The organism is Streptomyces sp. NPDC048197 (assembly GCF_043202395.1).
GTDB lineage: Bacteria > Actinomycetota > Actinomycetes > Streptomycetales > Streptomycetaceae > Streptomyces > Streptomyces siderophoricus.
The window spans coordinates 14559-34369 of record NZ_JBIDAJ010000040.1 but is presented as its reverse complement, the minus strand read 5'-3'; the positions used below and the strand labels follow the sequence as shown (position 1 = coordinate 34369).

Below are 19811 nucleotides of genomic sequence, written 5' to 3'. Positions count from 1 at the left end.
GGCCGTGTCCAGTAGGAGGAGGCAGCGAGGGATGACGACCACCATGGCGACCGGGACGGCGACCGCCGCTCCGGCGGACGCGAGGGTTCCGGTGCTGTTCAAGGCGGCCTGCCCGGACTGCCGGGGCCGTTTCGAGCTGGCCTCGGACGCCTTCCGGCTGGCCATCGGCGGCAGCCGCCGCACCACCTTCTACTCCTTCACCTGCCCGGACTGCCGGCGCGCGGTGCGCCGGCCGGCCGGTGAGCGGATCGTCGAGCTGCTGACCGGCGGCGGGGTGCGCACGCTGCGGCTGCACTCGGGCTGACCGATAGGCTCGCCCCATGCTCTGGCCCATGATCGCCATCGCCCTCGGCTTCCTCGGGATCGCCGTACTGGGCGTGCTCGCCGTCCGTGTCTTCATCGAGGTGCGCCGGCTGGCCCGCCAGGTCGGCACGGCGTCGGAGCGGATCCAGCGGGCGGCCCAGGACCTGGAACGGGCGGCGGTGCCGCTGGCCTCCCGGATGCACGAGGCCGGCCGGGACCGGGCCGGGGACTGACGCCGGGGCCGGGCCCGGCGCCCGGACGTCGCCGGAGAGGTCGGCGCCCTCCTGTGCGGCAGGGCGGAGAGGTAGGCTTCCTCCGCGGTTCGAAGAGCGCGGCGGTCGTGGCAATCCGGAGGTTGCACGGGGATTGCCGGACGTTCACCACCGAACGTTACGATCGATCGAGCACCAGGACGCCAGCCCGACCCCATCGGCAGGCACCACAGCAGACGCCGCCCCGGCGAGAAGGTAGTCGCACATGTTGAGCAACCTGAGGGCCCCCGAGATCATCCTGATCCTCGTCGTGATCGTGCTGCTGTTCGGCGCGAAGAAGCTCCCGGACATGGCGCGTTCGCTCGGCAAGTCCGCCCGGATCCTCAAGAGCGAGGCCAAGGCGATGAAGAAGGACGGTGAGGCGGACGGCGCGTCGGCCGGCACCTCGTCCGAGGCGTCCGCCGACGCCGGCCAGCAGGCTCCCCGCACGATCCAGGCGGCCCCCGGCGACGTGAGCAGCTCGCGCCCGGTCGCCGAGCCGAACCAGACGACCAAGCAGGGCTGACCGAACCGATCCCGTCGCCCCGCCCGGTCCGGGACGGCTGATGCACGAGACGAGGAAGTGGGTTGCTCAAGTCTGCCCGCAAGCAGGAGAAGGACCCCGAGGGGCGGATGCCGCTCGCGGCGCACCTGCGTGAGCTGCGCAACAGACTGCTGAAGTCGGTGCTGGCGATCGGTGTCGTCACCGTCGTCGCGATGTGGCAGTACGACGCCATCGCCCACTTCATCACGGGGCCGGTCATCGACGCGGTCGGCTGCGGGCGGGGCAGCGTGACCGCTCCGCGTACGCATCCGTGCGCCGAGGTCACCGCCAACGGTCTGCTGGCGCCGTTCACCATCCTGCTCAAGCTGTCGCTCACGGTGGGCGTCGTCGGTGCCAGCCCGATCTGGCTCTACCAGCTCTGGGCCTTCCTCGCGCCCGGCCTGCACAAGCACGAGAAGAAGTACGCGCTGAGCTTCGTCGGGGCCGGTGTGCCGCTCTTCCTGGCCGGTGCCTACCTCGCCTACGCGGTGCTGCCGACCACGGCGGGTGCCCTGGTCGGTCTGACCCCGGACGACTGGGCCAACCTCTTCCCGGCCGACGAGTTCTTCGACATCGTCACGCGCATGATCGTGGTCTTCGGCCTCGCCTTCGAGCTGCCGCTGCTGCTGGTGCTGCTCAACTTCGGCGGCGTGGTCACCGGGCGCCGGATCATGAGCTGGTGGCGGTTCATGGTCCTCGGCATCACGGTCTTCGCGGCCCTCGCCACCCCGACCGGTGACCCGCTGACCATGAGCCTGCTGGCCGCCCCGATCGTGGTGCTGTACTTCGGTGCTGCCGGCATCTGCCTCTTCAACGACCGCCGCCGCCGGCTGGGCAACCCCGACGCGGGGCTGAGCGACGACGAGGCCTCGGAGCTCGATCTGACGCCGTCCGAGGTCGGTGCGATCGAGCCGGTCTCCTCGGGGCGGATGCTGCCGGAGCAGGCGAGCGGCGAACCGGACGACGGCGCCGGGCCGCGGGGCGGTTACGACGACGTGACGTGAGGTGACTACCCCTCACATGCTGTGACGGCCCCGGGTTCGCGTGAGCCCGGGGCCGTTTCGCGCGCCGGGACGTGCTCGCGCCCGCTCGGTAAAGGCCGCACATAAAGATCGGGTCGTTGTCAGAGGTGGCCGGTAGGCTCGTAAGCACGATGACCGAGGACATGTCCCCTGCTGAGCGCTATGCCGCCGCCAAGCTCCGGGCGGCCGATCAGGCCACCGCACTTGCCGGTTTCCGGGAGCTGTACGACTTCGAGCTGGACCCGTTCCAGGTCGATGCCTGCCAGGCCCTGGAGGCCGGCCAGGGCGTGCTGGTCGCCGCCCCCACCGGATCCGGCAAGACGATCGTCGGCGAATTCGCCGTCCACCTGGCCCTGGAGCAGGGCCGCAAATGCTTCTACACCACGCCGATCAAGGCACTGTCCAACCAGAAGTACCAGGACCTGGTCAAGCGGTACGGCGCGGCGAAGGTCGGCCTGCTGACCGGCGACAACAGCGTCAACTCCGAGGCGCCGGTGATCGTGATGACCACCGAGGTCCTGCGGAACATGCTCTACGCCGGCTCCCAGTCGCTGATCGGCCTGGCGTACGTGGTCATGGACGAGGTGCACTACCTCTCCGACCGCTTCCGCGGTGCCGTCTGGGAAGAGGTGATCATCCACCTCCCCGAATCGGTGACGCTGGTCTCGCTGTCCGCGACGGTCTCCAACGCCGAGGAGTTCGGTGACTGGCTCGACACGGTGCGTGGCGACACCGCCGTGATCGTCTCGGAGCACCGCCCCGTCCCGCTGTGGCAGCACGTCCTCGCCGGCCGCCGGATATACGACCTCTTCGAGGAGCGGGACGGCGCCAAGGGCGGTCGCCGGGAGGTCAATCCCGACCTCGAACGACTCGCACGGATGGAGAACAGCCGGCCGACCTTCGGCCGGGACAAGCGCCGGGGCCGCACGATGCGGGAGGCGGACCGCGAGCGCGAGCGGCGGCAGCGGGCGCGGATCTGGACGCCGAGCCGGCCCGAGGTCATCGACCGCCTCGACAACGAGGGCCTGCTGCCCGCGATCACGTTCATCTTCAGCCGGGCCGGCTGCGAGGCCGCGGTCCAGCAGTGCCTGTATTCGGGACTGCGCCTCAACGACGCGGAGGGCCGCGAACAGGTCCGCCGCACAGTGGAGGCCCGGACGGCCGGGATCCCGGACGACGACCTCCATGTGCTGGGCTATTACGAGTGGCTGGAGGGCCTGGAGCGGGGCATCGCGGCGCACCACGCCGGCATGCTGCCGACCTTCAAGGAAGTCGTCGAGGAGCTCTTCGTCAAGGGCCTGGTGAAGGCGGTCTTCGCCACCGAGACCCTGGCGCTGGGCATCAACATGCCGGCGCGTTCGGTGGTGTTGGAAAAGCTCGTGAAGTGGAACGGCGAGCAGCACGCCGACATCACCCCCGGCGAATACACCCAGTTGACCGGCCGGGCCGGGCGCCGCGGCATCGACATCGAGGGCCATGCGGTGGTGCTGTGGCAGCGCGGGATGAACCCTGCCGCGCTGGCCGGGCTCGCCGGCACCCGGACGTACCCGCTGCGGTCGTCGTTCAAGCCGTCGTACAACATGGCGGTCAACCTCGTCTCGCAGTTCGGCCGGCACCGTTCGCGCGAGCTGCTGGAGATGTCGTTCGCGCAGTTCCAGGCCGACAAGTCGGTGGTCGGCATCTCCCGGCAGGTGCAGCGCAACGAGGAGGGCCTGGACGGCTACCGCGCCTCGATGACCTGCCACCTCGGCGACTTCGAGGAGTACTCCCGGCTGCGGCGGGAGTTGAAGGACCGTGAGACGGAGCTGGCCAAGCAGGGCGCCGCGCAGCGCCGGGTGGCGGCCGCGGCGGCCCTGGAGAAGCTGAAGCCGGGCGATGTGATCCATGTGCCGACCGGCAAGTACGCCGGCCTGGCGCTGGTCCTCGACCCCGGTATGCCGTCGGGCCGGACCAACGGCCACCGCGGTTTCGAGTCGCAGGACGGCCCGCGGCCGCTGGTGCTGACCGCCGAGCGGCAGGTCAAGCGGCTCGGCTCGATCGACTTCCCGGTGCCGGTGACGGCGCTGGACCGGATGCGGATCCCCAAGTCGTTCAACGCCCGTAGTCCGCAGTCCCGCCGCGATCTGGCGTCCGCGCTGCGCACGAAGGCCGGGCACCTCGTGCCGTCGCGCCACCGCAAGCCCCGGTCGGAGGCGGTCGACGACCGCGAGATCTCCCGGCTGCGCACCGCGATCCGCGCCCATCCCTGCCACGGCTGTGACGAGCGCGAGGACCACGCGCGCTGGGCGGAGCGCTACCACCGCCTCAAGCGGGACACCCGCCAGCTGGAGCGCCGCATCGAGGGCCGGACGAACACCATCGCCCGCACCTTCGACCGGATCTGTGCGCTGCTGACCGAGCTGGGCTACCTCGAAGGCGACGAGGTCACCGACGAGGGCCGCCGGCTCGCCCGGCTCTACGGCGAGCTGGACCTGCTGGCCAGCGAGTGTCTGCGGGACGGCGTCTGGGAGGACCTCGGCCCGGCCGAACTCGCCGCCTGTGCCTCCGCGTTGGTGTACGAGGCCCGGCAGGCGGACGACGCGGTGGCCCCCAAGCTGCCGGCCGGCAAGGCACGGGACGCGCTGGGCGAGATGGTCCGCATCTGGGGCCGGCTGGACGCCCTGGAGGAGGACCACCGCATCAACCAGGCGGAGGGCGTCGGCCAGCGCGAACCGGACCTCGGCTTCGCCTGGGCCGCCTATCGCTGGGCGGCCGGCTTCGGCCTGGACGAGGTGCTCCGCGAGGCGGAGATGCCCGCCGGCGACTTCGTCCGCTGGTGCAAGCAGCTGCTCGACATCCTCGGCCAGATCGCGGCCGCCGCCCCGGCCGGCAGCTCGGTGGCGAAGAACGCCCGCCGGGCCATGGACGGCGTGCTGCGCGGCGTGGTCGCGTACTCCTCGGTGGGCTGACGGGCCGTCCGCGCGACGGCGCACCGCACGGCGACGGCGCCGCGTCCCCCCGGGGGGGCGCGGCGCCGTCGCCGTAGGCCGGTCCGGTGCGGTTACGACGCCTGCCGTGCGTCCGCCGCCGCCCGCTCGGCGTCGCGCTTGGCGACCTCCTCGCGGACGAGCGGGATGACGTACCGGCCGAAGTCGATGGCGTCGTCGAGCAGGTCGTAACCGCGCGCGGAGAGGATCTCCACGCCCAGGTCGTAGTAGTCGAGCAGCGCCTGGGCGACGGTCTCCGGCGTACCGACCAGCGCGGTGGAGTTCCCCGCGCCGCCGGTCTCCGCCGCGGTCGGTGTCCACAGCGCCCGGTCGTGCCGCTCGCCCTCGGCGGCCACCGCCAGCAGCCGCTGGGAGCCGGCGTTCTGCGGATTCGTCGCCGGATGGCGGCGGCTGAGCGCGCCGCCCGCCTTGCGTGCCTTGATCCGGTCCAGGGTGCGGTGCGCCTTCTCCCAGGCCAGTTCCTCGGTGGGCGCGATGATCGGCCGGAAGGCGACCTGGATCCTGGGGACGTCGCTGCGGCCGGCCGCCCGCGCCGCCGCCTTCACCGAGGCGATCTGCTCGGCGGTCTGCGCCAGCGGCTCGCCCCACAGGCAGTAGATGTCCGCCTCGGCACCGCCCGCCGCGTAGGCCGCGGGTGAGGAGCCCCCGAACGACACCTGCGGGTGGGGCTGTCGGAGGGGGAAGGTGTCGGAGACGAAGTCGTGGAAGCGGTAGTGGGTGCCCTCGTGGTCGAAGGGCTCGTGGGTGGTCCAGATCTTCTTGACGATCCGGATGTATTCCCGGGTGCGGTCGTAGCGCTCGTCCTTGGTCAGGGTGTCGCCCTCGCGCCGCTGCTCGTGGTCGTTGCCGCCGGTGATGAAGTGCACCGCGAGCCGGCCGTCGCTGATCCGGTCGAGCGTGGCGAAGGTCTTCGCGGCGAAGGTCGGGTACGACACGTTGGGGCGGTGCGCCACCAGGATCTGCAGGGCGTCGGTACGGGCGGCGACGTAGGCGGCGGCCGGCGAGGGGTCGGGGGAGCCGGAGCCGTAGGCGAACAGCACCCGGTCCCAGCCGTACTGCTCATGGGCGCGGGCGAGCTTGAGGGTGTAGTCCTTGTCGAAGGACGCGCCGGAGCGGGGGGTGACTTCGGAACCGTCGTTGGTCGCGGCAATGCCGAGGAACTCGACAGGCATGGGTAGGCCTCGTCTTCTCGTAGGGCGGGCGCGCCGGGCGCCGGGAATCGCGGAGGGAAGTCCGCGCCACGGAGAAGTCAGCGGCAACAGGAAGCGGACCACACCCGACCGAAGTCGATGTGGTCACGGGTGACCAGCCGCGTGTGAGGACGCATGAGCTCAGTGGAACAGAAGATGCATGCACCGTCAACCAAATGCCGGGCGGTGCGGGGGCGTTGGGGTGGCCTGCTGGACGGTGCCCGTGTACGCCCCCGGCTCCCCGAACTCGAAGGGGGCGCCCAGGGCGTCCCCCACGGCTGACCCGAGGACGGTGGCTGTCGCGCGGTCGGTCCGGTCCATGGCGGCATTCTGCCGTGCGGGGCGCGGTGGGCCGGGCCCCGGGCCTTCAGCAGTGCGGGGCGGGGGCCCGGCCCCCCACCCCCCGTCCCTTCCCCCGCCGCGCCGTCGCCCGTATCGCGAGGAAGATCAGCACGCCGATCGGGGAGAGGAGGACGGTCAGGAGGAGCAGGGGGCCCATCAGGAGGGGGTGGAGGTGCAGGGCGCGGGCCTCGCGGTACATCCACTGGCCGAGGAACAGGTCCCAGGCGATCACCTGGGCCCAGATCGCGCCGGCCCCGCCGCCGAGGCGCAGCAGGTCCTGGAAGCCGGTCAGGCCGGGGTGGCTGACGGCCGCCCAGAGCTGCGGGAACACCGGGACGGCCAGGGCGAGGTAGACCGCCAGGACCGGGACCATCGGGAGGGGCGAGGCGGCGATCCGGTCGGTCCAGCGCCGGCCGGGAGCCAGGATCAGCAGCGCCCAGAACGGCGCGGCGAGGAGGAAGGCCAGATCGAACAGGGCGCTGGGGGTCATGCCGGGGACTCCGTGGCGAGGGAGGGAGTGGTGGTGGGGGAAGCGGCGGGGAGGTCGTGGGCCGCGGGCGCGGGGCGGCGGCGGAGGGCCGCGTACGTGGTGAGGCCGGTGGCTGTGGCGAGGGCGGCGAGTGCGGTCAGCGTGGCCGGGTCCGGGTGGATGAGGGCCTGACCGCGCAGTGCCTGCCAGGTGACCAGGGCCAGTAGCCCGGTGAGGAACCCGGCCGCGACCAGCACCAGCCGCAGCCGGACCCGTGCGTCGCGCAGCCGGGCGAACCGTCCGGCCAGCGCCTCGATCCCGTAGAGGAACAGCGGCAGCGCCTGGAGGGCGTGCATGCCGACGAAGTGCGGGATGCGCAGATCGCCGCCGGTGGTGTTCCAGCCGGTCACCGGCATGGCCGGACCGCCGTCGGGGACGCCGACGCTGTGCGCGCCGACGGCGGTGCGCAGCCCGTCGGCCTGCTGCTCCGGGGTGGGCATCAGCATCAGCCCGCCGAGCAGCAGTCCGGCCAGCGCGATCAGCACGCCGAGGCGGATCGCCCAGGTGGTGGCCCGGTCGCCGAGCCGGGCCCGGAAGAGCAGGACCGCGATGACCAGGGTGGCGGTCCACAGGGCCACGATGGTGAGCCCCATCGCGACGAACAGGCCCTGGTCCAGCGGGGTTTCGATGTTGAAGTGGCTGCGCCGGCCGCGGACGGCCTGTCCGGTGATGACGGCCATTTCGATCAGCCCGGACACCACGACCACATGGGCCGCCCCCGCGCCCAGCCGGCCGGGCACGGGGCGCCGGGAGAGCATCCAGGCCAGGGTCAGCCCGTAGGCGGCGAACGACACCGCGAACTTGAACGGCTTGAACCAGACCGGCGCCCCGAGGACGACGCGGTCGTCGACGATCAGGCCGGCCGCGGCGACGACCGCGAGCGCGGCCATCGCCCAGGAGAAGGCGAGCAGTGAACGGTATCTGGACATGGATCCCCCAGGGACGGCACCGGTACGCAGGTGTACGGGTGTACGGGTGTACGGGTGCACGGGTGCGTAGGTGTGTGCGGGCGGCAGTCGGCACGGAATGGATAGTGGCGCTCGCCGCTATCTGATAGCTGGACTATCTATGATGGGGGCGGAATTGGCAAGGCCGGGTGTGCGGGGGCCCGGGGGACAGGGCGACGGGGCGGGACCCCGGCGCGGGAAAGGGCGGCGGGTGCGGATGCGCATCGGGGAGCTGAGCCGGGCGACCGGGGTCGCGGTGCCGACCATCAAGTACTACGTCCGCGAGGGGCTGCTGCCCGCGGGCCGGCTGACCAGCCCCAATCAGGCGCGTTACGACGACGGTCACGTCCGCCGGCTGCGGTTGATCCGGGGGCTGATGGACGTCGGCGGGCTCTCCGTCGCGAAGGTGCGGGAGGTGCTGGCCGCCGTCGACTCACCCGAGCAGCCGGTGCACAAGGTCCTCGGCGCGGCGCAGCTGGCGATCGCCCCGCCGCAGGTCGCCGCGCCGGACGGCATGGCGGAGGCGCGGCACGCGGTCGCCGGGCTGATCCGCCGGCGGGGCTGGCGGGTGGCCCCGGAGAATCCGTCCGTAGAGGCGCTGGCGGTCGCGCTGGCCACTCTCCAGGGCCTCGGGCACGGCGACTTCGGCGAGCTCCTCGACGACTATGCCGACGCCTGTGAGCGGGTGGCCACCGCTGATCTGGCGTGGGTGGGCCGCAACGCGGAGGTCGACCGCCTGGTGGAGAGCGTGGTGGTGGGGACCGTGGTCGGGGACGCGGTCCTGAGTGCGATGCGCCGGCTGGCGCATGTGGAGGCCTCGGCCCGCAGGTACGAGGGCGGGGAGGCGGACTGAGGGGTGGCCGGCGGGCCCGGGAGTGCGGGGTCCGACCGCGGGCCCGCCGGTGGGCGGAAGTTTCCGGCGGGGCTGACGTGGCGTCAGGAAGCGGCCGCGGGGGTGGCCTCCTGCTCCGCCTCGACCTGCTGGTTCCAGTCGCGCTTGGACGCCTGCCAGCCGTCCTCGTCGTGGCCGGTGCGCCAGTAGCCGGAGATGGACAGGTCCTCGCGCGGGACCTGGCGCTCGACGCGGAGCAGCCGGCGCAGTTCCTTCACGAAGCCCGCCTCGCCGTGCACGAACGCCTGGACCCGGCCGGCCGGGAACGCCAAGTCCCGTACGGCCGCGACCAGTTGGCGGCCGACCGGGGCGTCGCCGCGGTGGATCCAGGTGATCCGCGCACCGGCCGGAGCGGTCAGCTCCTGGCGCTCCTGGGGCCCGGCGACCTCGATGAACGCATGCACCGAGGCGCCCGCCGGGATCCGCGCCAGGGACGCCGCGATGGCCGGCAGGGCGCTCTCGTCACCGGCCAGGAGGTGCCAGTCGGCGGCCGGGTCCGGGACGTAGCCGCCGCCGGGCCCGAGCAGGAAGATCTCGTCGCCCGGCTGCGCGGCCGCCGCCCAGGGCCCGGCCAGGCCCTCGTCGCCGTGCACCACGAAGTCCACGGTCAGCTCGCGGCTCTCCGGGTCCCAGGCGCGGACGGTGTACGTACGGGTCCGGGGCCAGCGGTCGCGCGGGAACTCGGCGCGGATCTGCGCGATGTCGAAGGGCTCCGGGTAGCGCACGCCGGGGACCGGGAAGACCAGCTTGACGTAGTGGTCGGAGTACTCGCCCGCGGCGAACTCCGCCAGCCCCTCGCCGCCGAGCACCACCCGGACCATATGGGGGGTGAGCTGCTCGGTGCGCCGCACCCGGGCGCGGTGCAGTGCGGGCTTCTTGCGGGACGGACGCTCCGTTGCGGCTGCAGCCACGGCAATCTCCCCTGCGCGGTGGTGGACGGCGGGCCCGGAGCAACCGGACCCGCCGAGGTTAGGTATACCTAACCTAACAGTAATTCACCGGCGGAGCGTGATGAGCAGCCGCTGCAGAGCGCCACCCAGGCCCCACTGCGCGGCCAGCGCCTCCAGGCGCTCGGGGTCGGCCGGCTCCGCCGGCAGCGCGAGGTCCGCGTCCGGAACGGGCACGTCGGTGGCCACCTTGATCACCTTCGGGGCGACCGCGACGTACGGGCGGGCCTCCAGCAGACGGGCGCGCTGCGCCGGGGTCACCTTCGAGGCGGGGTCCTCCGCGGCGGCCATGATCCCGGCGAGGTCGCCGTAGGTGGCCAGCAGCTTCGCCGCGGTCTTCTCACCGATCCCCGGGACGCCGGGCAGACCGTCGCTGGGGTCGCCGCGCAGCAGCGCCAGATCGGCGTACCCCGGGCCGTCCACGCCGTACTTCTCGCGCAGCCACGCCTCGTCGGTGACCTGGAGGGTGCCGACTCCCTTGAGGGGGTACAGGACACGGATGCCGCGCCGGTCGTCGACGAGCTGGTAGAGGTCCCGGTCGCCGGTGACGATGTCCACCGGGCCCGGCGCCCGCGCCGCGAGCGTGCCGATGACGTCGTCGGCCTCGTAGCCGGCCGCGCCGATCCGGGCGATGCCGAGCGCGTCCAGCACCTCCTCGATGACCGGGACCTGCGGCGAGAGGGTGTCGGGGACCTGCTCCTCGTCGGGCTCGGCGGAGCCGGCCGGGGCCTCCTCGGCGACCCGGTGCGCCTTGTAGGAGGGGATCAGATCGACCCGCCACTGCGGACGCCAGTCGAAGTCCATACAGGCGACCAGATCGTCGGGGTGGTGGTCCTGGACGAGCCGGGCGATGAAGTCCAGCAGACCGCGCACCGCGTTCACCGGCGTGCCGTCCGGGGCCCTGACCGATTCCGGTACCCCGAAATAGGCGCGGAAGTACAACGAGGCGGTGTCGAGGAGCATCAGGCGTCGAGTCACACCCCGCATGATGCCGTATGCCCCAATCGTCGCCGCGATGTGATCTGGAACACCGATGTGTTTGCGCCGCATAAAGAAGGGCAGACGCGCAGCCGGAGCGGACCCGGTGGAGATTCAACATTTCCCCCGGTAAAGGCGGGCGGACCCCGTCCCGCACCACGACCTGCCGGCGGGGGTGGCAGGTCGTTTCTCGTGCGACAAGAGAGGCATATGTGTCCAGGCTGCAAGCCGAGCACCTGTACAAGGTGTTCGGCAGACGACCCGAGGACGCGGTACGCGGGCTCGAAGCCGGCGCGAGCCGGGACGAGTTGCGGGCCGAAGGCACCACCGCCGCCGTGATCGACGCGTCGATCGAGGTGGACGAGGGCCAGATCTTCGTCGTCATGGGTCTGTCCGGGTCCGGCAAGTCCACGCTGCTGCGCATGCTCAACGGCCTGCTGGAGCCGACCGCCGGAACCGTGCGGATCGACGGCCAGGACCTCACCTCCCTCAGCGGCAAGGAACTGCGCGCGGTCCGCTCCCGGAAGATCTCCATGGTCTTCCAGCACTTCGCGCTCTTCCCGCACCGCAGCGTCCTGGAGAACGCCGCCTACGGGCTGGAGGTCCAGGGCGTGCCGCGCGCCGAGCGTGAGCGGCGGGCCACCGAGGCGCTGGAACTCACCGGTCTCAAGGGCTGGGAGAAGTCCTGGCCCGACGAGCTGTCCGGCGGTATGCAGCAGCGGGTGGGCCTGGCCCGGGCGCTGGCCACCGACGCCGATCTGCTGCTGATGGACGAGTCGTTCAGCGCGCTGGACCCGCTGATCCGGCGCGACATGCAGGACCAGCTGCTGGAACTGCAGAAGACCCTCAAGAAGACCATCGTCTTCATCACCCACGACCTCAACGAGGCGATGCGCCTCGGTGACAGGATCGCGGTGATGCGGGACGGCCGGATCGTGCAGACCGGCAGCGCCGAGGACATCCTCGTGCGCCCCGCCAACGACTACGTCGCCTCCTTCATCCAGGACGTGGACCGCAGCCGGGTGCTGACCGCCGGCGCGGTCATGGCCGAGGTCGGCACGGTGCTCGGCGGCAGCACGCCGGAGGGCGGCACGCTCGGTACGGCCGCGGAGTTCCGTGCCGCGGCGCCGGCCACCGTGGACGTCGACACCCCGCTGGTGGAGCTGTTCACGCCGTGCTCGGCCAGCAGCGTGCCCGTCGCGGTGACCGACTCCACGGGCGCCGTGATCGGGGCCGTACCGGCCGAGCGGCTGCTCGCGGTGCTCGGCGAGCCCGCCGAACAGGGCGCGGAGCAGGCGCCGGTGACGGCTCCCGGCATCCCCGCCCAGCCCGCGGTGAAGACCCTCACGAAGACGGCGGAGCCCACCGTGGAGACGACGAAGACCGCCGCGGAGACGGGCGACGACGAACCCGGCGACGGCGACGCCGAGGGCCAGGTGATCGCCGGTGCCTAGGATCCCGATAGGCAGCTGGGCCAACGACGCCGTCAACTGGCTGCGCGACAACCTCGACTGGCTCTTCACCCTCATCACCAAGGTGCTGAACGGCCTCTACGACGCGATCCACACGGTCCTCGCCGGGCCCGAACCGCTGCTGCTGGCCGGCATCTTCGCGGTGCTCGCCTGGTGGCTGCGCGGACTGCCGGCCGCCGTGCTCACCTTCCTCGGGTTCGTGCTGATCGACTCGGTCGAACAGTGGGGCCCGACCGTCGAATCGCTCTCGCTGGTCCTGGTGGCCTGCCTGATCACCGTCGTGGTCGCGGTGCCGCTCGGCATCTGGGCGGCCCGCAGCCGGGTCGTCGGCGGAGCGCTGCGCCCGGTCCTGGACCTGATGCAGACCATGCCGGCGATGGTCTACCTGATCCCCGGCATCCTCTTCTTCGGCCTCGGTGTCGTCCCCGGCATCGTCGCCACCATCGTCTTCTCCATGCCGCCCGCAGTCCGCATGACGGAGCTGGGCATCCGGCAGGTCGACGAGGAACTGGTCGAGGCCGCCGAGGCGTTCGGCACCCACCCGCGGCGCACCCTCTTCCGGGTCCAGCTGCCGCTCGCGCTGCCCACGATCATGGCCGGCATCAACCAGGTCATCATGCTGGCGCTGTCCATGGTCGTCATCGCCGGCATGGTCGGCGGCGGCGGTCTCGGCGCGTCCGTCTACAACGCGATCAGCTCGGTCAACGTGGCGCTGGGCGCCGAGGCCGGCCTCGCGGTGGTCATCCTCGCCATGTACCTGGACCGGATGACCGGCGCCCTCAACCAGCGGGTCTCCCCGCTCGGCCGGCGCGCGCTGGCCAAGGCCCAGGCGTCGCTGGGCGGCCTGAAGTTCCTGCAGTGGCGGCCCGCCACGTCCGTGGCCGTCGTCGGCGTGGTCGTGCTCGCCCTGATCGCCGGCGGTATGGGCATGTTCGGCAAGAACGCCGGCCAGGGCGACGGCAACGGCCGCCCGATCAGCCTCGGTTACGTCAACTGGGACGAGGGCAAGGCCACCACGTACCTCTGGAAGGAGATCCTGGAGGAGCGCGGCTACCGGCCCAAGGTCCAGGCCCTGGAGGCCGGTCCGCTGTTCGCCGGGCAGGCCCGCGGCGACATCGACGTGCAGACCAACGCCTGGCTGCCGACCACCCACGCCTCGTACTGGAAGAAGTACCACGACCAGCTGGAGGACCTCGGCGCCTGGTACGACAAGACGTCGCTGGAGATCGCGGTGCCCTCGTACGTCAAGGGCGTCAAGACCCTGGAGGACCTCAAGGGCAAGGCCGGCGAATTCGGCGGCAAAATCACCGGCATCGAGCCCGGCGCCGGCGAGATGAAGATCCTCAAGGACAAGGTCCTCAAGGACTACGGCCTCGGCGGTGAGTACAAGGTGCAGGAGTCCAGCACCGCGTCGATGCTCAGCGAGCTGGACCGCTCGGTCCACCGGAAGAAGCCGATCGCGGTCACGCTCTGGTCGCCGCACTGGGCGTACGACAAGTACCCGCTCACCAAGCTGAAGGACCCCAAGGGATCGTTCGGCTCGGGTGACAGCCTGCACCTGCTGGGCCGCAAGGGCTTCGCGAAGGACGAGCCTGAGGTCGCCAAGTGGATGAAGAACTTCCACCTGGACGAGAAGCAGCTCACCAGCCTGGAGAACGACGTCAAGAACGCCGGTGAGGGCCATGAGCAGGACGGCGTGCGCAGCTGGCTGAAGAAGAACCCCGGCCTGGTCGAGAAGATCGCGCCGTCCGCCCACGCCACCTACGCCAAGGGCAAGGACGCGGGCAAGGCGCCCGCCATCGGCTACCCGGCGTGGGACGAGGGCATCGCCACCACGTACCTCTGGAAGAACGTCCTGGAGAAGCGCGGCTACCGGCCGAACATCCGCAACCTCGACATCGGGCCGATGTGGACCGGGCTGTCCACCGGGCAGATCGACGTGGAGACGGACGGCTGGCTGCCGGTGGCGCAGAAGCAGTACTGGGACAAGTACCGACACGATCTCGTCGACGTCGGCCCCTGGTACGACAAGACGTCCCTGGAAATCGCCGTGCCGTCGTACGTCAAGGGCGTCAAGACGCTCGACGACCTGCGGGCGCACAAGGACGAATTCAAGGGCAAAATCATCGGGATCGAGCCCGGCACGGGTGAGATGAAGCGGCTCAAGGACACCGTGGCACCGGCGTACGGGCTGCAGGACTTCGAGGTCACCTCGGCCGGTACCAGCGCCATGCTCGCCGAGCTGGACCGCGCCTACCACAAGCACGAGCCGATCGCGGTCGTGCTGTGGTCGCCGCACTGGGCGTACAGCAAGTACCACCTGACCAAGCTCGCCGACCCCAAGGGCACCTGGGGCGCCAACAACCAGATCAAGACGCTCGGCAACAAGAGCCTGGCGAAGAAATTCCCGGAGTTCTACGGCTGGCTGAAGAACTGGAAGATGAGCCCCGAGGAACTCGGCAGCCTGGAGAAGGACATCCAGGACGCCGGAAAGGGAAATGAGAACAAGGGCGTCGAGAAGTGGATCGACGACCACCCGGGAATGGTGGACAAGATGGCGCCGGTGAAGTAGGCGGGTCTTTTCCCCAGGACCGCAGCGGGCCCCGTTCCCCGGCAGTCGCCGGGCGGCGGGGCCCGCGACGTGTCCGGTTCACCTGACCGGCGGCGGATGCGTCGCGGACCCCGGTGCGGGATGGTTCGCTGGGCACGTGAACCCTGCGCACATCGCCGCCGCCGCACTGATCGGCGCCGCCGGTCTGGGCGTCGCCGCGCCGGCCGCCGCGGCCGAGGTCGACCCGGACCCGATGGTGGCCGGGCAGCGGGTGCGGATCAACGACGAGCAGGAGTGCGGCGCGGTGCACGGCGCCCGGGCCGCCTCGAAGCTGTTCGGGCCGGTGGCGCTCCGGCCGGGCGCGGACGGCCTGACCGGCCACGCCAGGGTCGCCGACGGCGCGGCCCCGGGCCGCTACCGGGTGATCATCGAATGTACGCCGGGCGGCGAGCGGTTCACCGAGCTGGTGACCGTACGGGCCGGACGGGTCGAGGGGCTGACGGCGACCCAGGCGGCGGGCGGCCTGGCCCTGCTGCTGCTCGCCGGGGGCGCGGCGTATCTGCTGCGGCGCAGCGTCCGCCGTTAGCCGGGTGGAAGGCGGGGTGCGCTCCTTCGCGGGCCCCTAGCCTGGGGCCATGACCCGTCGTGTGGTGTCCCTGGTGCCGTCCCTCACCGAAGCCGTGGCCGTCAGCGCGCCCGGGCTGCTGGTCGGGGCGACCGACTGGTGCGCTCGTCCGGCGGACCTCGACGTGGAGCGGATCGGCGGCACCAAGAACCCCGACACCGCCCGGATCGCCGCGCTGGCGCCCGATCTGGTGCTCGCCAACGAGGAGGAGAACCGCCCGGCCGACCTGGCCGCCCTGCGCGCCGCCGGGCTGGACGTCCTGGTCACCGAGGTGCGGACGCTGGAGCAGGGCTTCCGGGAGCTGCACCGGGTGCTGGTCGCCGGCTGCCGACTGGCCCGGCCCGGGTGGCTGGACGCCGCCGAGGCCGCCTGGCGTGACCCGGCCCGGCCGGCGGGCGAGCGGACCGCGGTGGTGCCCGTCTGGCGGCGGCCGTGGATGGTGCTGGGCCGGGACACCTTCGCCGGCGACCTCCTGGCCCGCCTCGGCGTACGGAACGTCTACGCCGGCCACCCCGACCGCTACCCGCGGATCGCCCTGGACGCCCTCAACGCCGCCGGCGCCGACCTCGTCGTGCTGCCCGACGAGCCGTACCGCTTCACCGCCGACGACGGGCCCGAGGCGTTCCCCCAGCTGCCCGCCGCGCTGGTCAGCGGGCGCGATCTCACCTGGTACGGCCCGTCGTTGGTGACCGCCCCGGCAGCCCTCGCCGAGGCGCTGGCCGGGGCCGGCTGAGCCGTACGGCAGGGCCGGCTACCGGGCCGGCGGCACAGGCGTGAGCAGCCGGCCGTGGACCAGGCCGCTCGCGGTGCGGGTGGCGGCCACCGCGACCGCGGCCACCAGGAGGGCGTACAGCGCTACGGCGAGCCAGGTGAAGGCGGTCAGCCCGGTGTGCCGGGCCAGGCCCGCCGCCCCGGTGACGCAGGTGCCGAGCGGGAAGGTGAAGCCCCACCAGGTCATCGCGAACGGCATCCCGTTGCGGACGGCACGGACCACCAGCGCCGTCGCGAGCGCCAGCCACAGCAGGGCGAACCCCGTCACCGGGATCCCGTACAGGACCGCGAAGGCACCCATCGCGTGGGCGGTCGGGGCGTCGACGACGCCCGGTGCCACGTCGGCCAGGTTTCCGGTCGCGGTGGTGGACTGGCCGAGCGGGCCGAGCACGAGGAACAGCGTGGGGGTGAGGGCGAGCGGCAGCGGTCCGTGGTGGAGCAGCCGGGAGACCACGAGGGGCAGCACCAGCAGCGTCGCCAGCAGCGACATCCCGAACAGCGCGTAGCAGCCCACCAGCATCGCCTGCCGCCACTGGCCGGCCGGCAGATGGGGGAGCAGGCCCGGGCCGAGGGCCGCCGAGACCATCGGCGCCACCAGCGGCAGCAGCCAGACCGGGGTCGCACTGCCCGGCTCGATGCGGTGGCGGGTCACCATCAGATACGGGATCGCGGCGGCCCCGACCACCCCGACGAGGGTGCCCAGGCTCCACAGCACGGCGTCGGTGGCGAGCGCGGCCGGCCCGCCGATGACGTCCCGGCCCACCGTCAGCGTGCCGCCGCCCACCGCCAGCAGGGCCATCGACAGACACCCGTAGAACGGCGCCACGGCCGGGTCGAGGAGATGCCGGCGGGCCTGGTCGGTGTGGCGGAGCCAGTGGACGGCGCGGGCGGCCAGCAGGGCGACCAGCAGCAGCCCCGACAGCGCCCAGACGAGCTGGTAGGCGGTGCGCAGCCCCGGGGCGGCGAGCGGCAGGGCGGCGCCGGCGTTGGCGACGATCGCGGTGCCCATCACGGTGGCGTACCAGTTCGGGCCGAGATGGCGGACCGGGCCCGAGCGGCCGGCCGGGGCCGAGGGGAGGGGTGGGGCGGCGGGGCGGGAAGGTACGTGCGCGAGGGTTGCCATGGAGGAAGCGTCGGCGGTCGCCGCCGCCGCCACCAGGGACGTCGTGTCTATGGGGGCATAAGCTGGGGTTATGAGCAGGGGGCCTGGGGGACCGATGAGTGACGCGAATGGGGCCGGTGCCGGTGCCGGGGACGGGCCGGGTGAGGTGCCGGCCGTCCCGCTGGCGCACCGGGTGCCGGATCTGGGCGCGCTGGAGCTGCTGCTCGCGGTCGCCCGGCTGGGGAGCCTGGGACGGGCCGCCCGGGCCCGCGGCATCAGCCAGCCCGCGGCCAGCAGCCGGATCCGGTCGATGGAGCGGCAGTTGGGCGTGGGCCTGGTCGAGCGGTCGCCGCGCGGCTCCCGGCTGACCGAGGCCGGGGTGCTGGTGACGGACTGGGCGCGCCGGGTCGTCGAGGCGGCCGAGGCGTTCGACGCGGGGGCCCAGGCGCTGCGCGGCCGGCGCGACTCCCGGCTGCGGGTCGCGGCGAGCATGACGATCGCCGAGTACCTGCTGCCCGGCTGGCTGATCGCGCTGCGCGCCGAGCTGCCCGGCACCGCGGTGTCCCTGCTGACCGGCAACTCCAAGGTGGTGGCCGAGCGGCTGCTGGCGGGCGAGGCGGACCTGGGGTTCGTCGAGGGGCTGGAGGTGCCGGCCGGGCTGGACGGCGCGGTCATCGGGCACGACCGGCTGGTGGTCGTCGCCGCCCCGTCCCATCCGTGGGCCCGGCGGCGTACCGGACCGACCGCCGCCGAGCTGGCCGCGACCCCGCTGATCCTCCGGGAGCGCGGCTCGGGCACCCGGCAGGTGGTGGACGCGGCGCTCGCCGGGCACGGCGGGCCGGCCGAGCCGCTGCTCGAACTCGCCTCGACCACCGCCCTGAAGGCCGCGGTGCTCAGTGGGGCGGCACCGTCGGTGCTCAGCGAACTGGCGGTCGGCGAGGAGCTCACCGCCCGCCGGCTGGTCGCGGTCCCGGTGCGCGACCTGCGGCTCGGCCGTGATCTGCGGGCGGTGTGGCCCACCGGGCAGCGGCCGGCGGGCCCGGCTCGTCAGCTGCTGGGGCTGACCCGCGGCGCGTCCTGAACCGGGCGCCGCCGGCCCGGCCCCCGGCGGGCGAACAGCGCGGACAGCACGACCGCGGTCAGGGCGGCGGCCGGCACCCCGCTGCCGAAGAGCGTCCGGGCCCAGTCCGGCAGCGGCCGGTACCACTCCGGGGCCAGGACGGGCAGCAGCCCCGCGAGCAGGGTCAGCGCGACGACGGTGACCGCGCCCCGGTCGGCGAGGTCGGTGCGGCGCAGCAGGCCGATGCCCATGGCCGCGATGACGGCGTAGATCACCAGGGACGCGCCGCCGACCACGGGGGTGGGCAGCGCCGCCAGCAGCCGGGTCACCGGCGCGCACAGACCGCCGAGGACCAGCAGCCCGCCCGCCCCGGCCGTCACGAACCGGCTGCGCACGCCGGTGAGTTGGACGATCCCGATGTTCTCGGCGCTGGTCACCATCACGGTCCCGCCGAGCAGCCCGGCGCCCAGGGAGGTCACCGCGTCCGCGCGGGCGGTGCGCGGGACGTCCCGCGCCGGGTCGGGCGTACGGCCCACCGCCTCGCTGTTGAGGACGGTCTGCCCGGTCGCCTCGGCCAGCGAGGCGAGCGCGAAGACCATCAGCGGCAGGGCGGCGAGCGGGTCGAAGTGCGGGGCGCCGTACGGGAAGAGGCGGGGCAGGGCCAGCACGCCGCCGCCCGCGACGTGGTGGAAGGGCGCCCCGGTCAGGACGGCGGTCAGGGTCCCCGCGGCCATCCCGAGCAGCACCGAGAGCTGCCGCCACACCCCGCGCAGCAGCAGGAGGCCGAGGGCGGTGGCGGCGATCGTGACCACCGCCAGCCCGGTGCCGCCGACCGCCATCGGCGCCGCCACGTCGATCATGTTGACGCCGATGACCAGCACCGTCGCGCCCATCACCAGCGGCGGGAAGAACCGTACGATCCGCCGGTACAGCGGAGTGACGGCCAGCAGCAGCGCGGCCGCCAGGAGGACCGAGCCGGACGCGGTGGCCGCGCCGTGCTCCTGGGCGGTCCGGAGGAAGAGGGCGGCCGCCGCGCCGCCCGGCAGCATCACGAACGGCAGCCGGGCCCCGGTCCGCAGCACGCCGAAGGACTGCAGCAGCGCACCGGCCCCGCACAGCAGCAGGGTGGCGCTGAGCAGGGCGGCGGTGCGGTCGGCGGGCAGCCGCAGGCCGGTCGCGATCAGGAAGACCGTGGAGACCGGGGCCGCGATCATCGCCAGGACGTGCTGGGCGGCCAGCGGCAGCAGCCGGGCCGGCGGCAGCCGTTCGTCGACGGCGTCCGGTGCCGAGGCGGCCAT

General features: G+C 72.8%; 19 protein-coding genes. 11 read left to right on the top strand and 8 right to left on the bottom strand.

The window, feature by feature from the left end:
- The first annotated feature begins 31 nt into the window (after window positions 1-31).
- From ACGF4C_RS33755 to ACGF4C_RS33735, 5 genes are all read left to right on the top strand, one after another.
- On the top strand, window positions 32-304 hold the full coding sequence (locus ACGF4C_RS33755; protein WP_030414295.1) for a hypothetical protein: 273 nt from the start codon (window positions 32-34) through the stop codon (window positions 302-304).
- A 16-nt stretch (window positions 305-320) separates the two neighbouring features.
- Entirely contained in the window at window positions 321-536 is a 216-nt protein-coding gene (locus ACGF4C_RS33750; RefSeq protein WP_030801807.1) for a hypothetical protein, read from the top strand.
- Between the two features lie 244 nt (window positions 537-780).
- Window positions 781-1080, top strand: coding sequence for a Sec-independent protein translocase subunit TatA (tatA, locus tag ACGF4C_RS33745; RefSeq protein WP_030414293.1), 300 nt, complete (start codon window positions 781-783; stop codon window positions 1078-1080).
- A 62-nt stretch (window positions 1081-1142) separates the two neighbouring features.
- Window positions 1143-2102, top strand: coding sequence for a twin-arginine translocase subunit TatC (gene tatC, locus ACGF4C_RS33740; RefSeq protein WP_393571560.1), 960 nt, complete (start codon window positions 1143-1145; stop codon window positions 2100-2102).
- A 149-nt stretch (window positions 2103-2251) separates the two neighbouring features.
- Window positions 2252-5068 (top strand): DEAD/DEAH box helicase, encoded by a 2817-nt coding sequence (locus ACGF4C_RS33735; protein ID WP_393571558.1) that lies wholly within the window; start codon window positions 2252-2254, stop codon window positions 5066-5068.
- A gap of 92 nt (window positions 5069-5160) precedes the next feature.
- On the opposite strand, the gene ACGF4C_RS33730 is transcribed toward ACGF4C_RS33735, so the two are convergent.
- The 4 genes from ACGF4C_RS33730 to ACGF4C_RS33715 all read right to left on the bottom strand — a co-directional run bounded on the left by ACGF4C_RS33730 (window position 5161) and on the right by ACGF4C_RS33715 (window position 8058).
- Window positions 5161-6279 carry an LLM class flavin-dependent oxidoreductase gene (locus ACGF4C_RS33730; protein WP_393571556.1) on the bottom strand — a complete coding sequence of 373 codons (1119 nt, stop codon included), beginning with the start codon at window positions 6277-6279 and terminating at the stop codon, window positions 5161-5163.
- Window positions 6280-6465: 186 nt separating this feature from the next.
- Complete coding sequence (locus tag ACGF4C_RS33725) at window positions 6466-6618, bottom strand: hypothetical protein (RefSeq protein ID WP_393571554.1); 153 nt, start codon at window positions 6616-6618, stop codon at window positions 6466-6468.
- A gap of 46 nt (window positions 6619-6664) precedes the next feature.
- A complete protein-coding gene (locus ACGF4C_RS33720) occupies window positions 6665-7129 on the bottom strand; it encodes an ABA4-like family protein (protein ID WP_393571552.1) in 465 nt (154 codons plus the stop codon).
- Window positions 7126-8058: a hypothetical protein gene (locus ACGF4C_RS33715; RefSeq protein ID WP_393571606.1), complete on the bottom strand. Its 933-nt coding sequence runs from the start codon at window positions 8056-8058 to the stop codon at window positions 7126-7128. Before ACGF4C_RS33715 ends, ACGF4C_RS33720 begins: the two co-directional genes overlap by 4 nt.
- Before the next feature lie 274 nt (window positions 8059-8332).
- On the opposite strand from ACGF4C_RS33715, the gene ACGF4C_RS33710 reads away from it, so the two are divergent.
- A complete protein-coding gene (locus tag ACGF4C_RS33710; RefSeq protein ID WP_393571604.1) occupies window positions 8333-8968 on the top strand; it encodes a MerR family transcriptional regulator in 636 nt (211 codons plus the stop codon).
- 83 nt (window positions 8969-9051) lie between these two features.
- Here ACGF4C_RS33710 and ACGF4C_RS33705 read toward each other — a convergent pair whose 3' ends face one another.
- On the bottom strand, window positions 9052-9918 hold the full coding sequence (locus ACGF4C_RS33705; RefSeq protein ID WP_393571550.1) for a siderophore-interacting protein: 867 nt from the start codon (window positions 9916-9918) through the stop codon (window positions 9052-9054).
- A gap of 84 nt (window positions 9919-10002) precedes the next feature.
- Window positions 10003-10917, bottom strand: coding sequence for a 5'-3' exonuclease H3TH domain-containing protein (locus tag ACGF4C_RS33700; protein ID WP_393571602.1), 915 nt, complete (start codon window positions 10915-10917; stop codon window positions 10003-10005).
- A 227-nt stretch (window positions 10918-11144) separates the two neighbouring features.
- Here ACGF4C_RS33700 and ACGF4C_RS33695 point away from each other — a divergent pair, with 227 nt between their 5' ends.
- From ACGF4C_RS33695 to ACGF4C_RS33680, 4 genes are all read left to right on the top strand, one after another.
- Window positions 11145-12386: a glycine betaine/L-proline ABC transporter ATP-binding protein gene (locus tag ACGF4C_RS33695; RefSeq protein ID WP_393571548.1), complete on the top strand. Its 1242-nt coding sequence runs from the start codon at window positions 11145-11147 to the stop codon at window positions 12384-12386.
- The gene (locus ACGF4C_RS33690; RefSeq protein ID WP_393571546.1) at window positions 12379-14976 is read left to right on the top strand and encodes an ABC transporter permease/substrate binding protein; all 2598 of its coding nucleotides are present in this window, start codon (window positions 12379-12381) and stop codon (window positions 14974-14976) included. The genes ACGF4C_RS33695 and ACGF4C_RS33690 overlap by 8 nt, the downstream gene beginning before the upstream one ends.
- A 136-nt stretch (window positions 14977-15112) precedes the next feature.
- Complete coding sequence (locus ACGF4C_RS33685; protein ID WP_393571544.1) at window positions 15113-15541, top strand: hypothetical protein; 429 nt, start codon at window positions 15113-15115, stop codon at window positions 15539-15541.
- A gap of 49 nt (window positions 15542-15590) precedes the next feature.
- Window positions 15591-16313 carry a helical backbone metal receptor gene (locus tag ACGF4C_RS33680; protein WP_393571542.1) on the top strand — a complete coding sequence of 241 codons (723 nt, stop codon included), beginning with the start codon at window positions 15591-15593 and terminating at the stop codon, window positions 16311-16313.
- 18 nt (window positions 16314-16331) lie between these two features.
- Here the strand turns inward: ACGF4C_RS33680 and ACGF4C_RS33675 are convergent, their stop codons facing one another.
- Window positions 16332-17474 (bottom strand): TDT family transporter, encoded by a 1143-nt coding sequence (locus ACGF4C_RS33675; RefSeq protein WP_393571540.1) that lies wholly within the window; start codon window positions 17472-17474, stop codon window positions 16332-16334.
- A gap of 94 nt (window positions 17475-17568) precedes the next feature.
- On the opposite strand from ACGF4C_RS33675, the gene ACGF4C_RS33670 reads away from it, so the two are divergent.
- Window positions 17569-18534, top strand: coding sequence for a LysR family transcriptional regulator (locus ACGF4C_RS33670; RefSeq protein ID WP_393571538.1), 966 nt, complete (start codon window positions 17569-17571; stop codon window positions 18532-18534).
- Here ACGF4C_RS33670 and ACGF4C_RS33665 read toward each other — a convergent pair.
- Complete coding sequence (locus ACGF4C_RS33665) at window positions 18501-19811, bottom strand: uracil-xanthine permease family protein (RefSeq protein WP_393571536.1); 1311 nt, start codon at window positions 19809-19811, stop codon at window positions 18501-18503. The genes ACGF4C_RS33670 and ACGF4C_RS33665 overlap by 34 nt on opposite strands.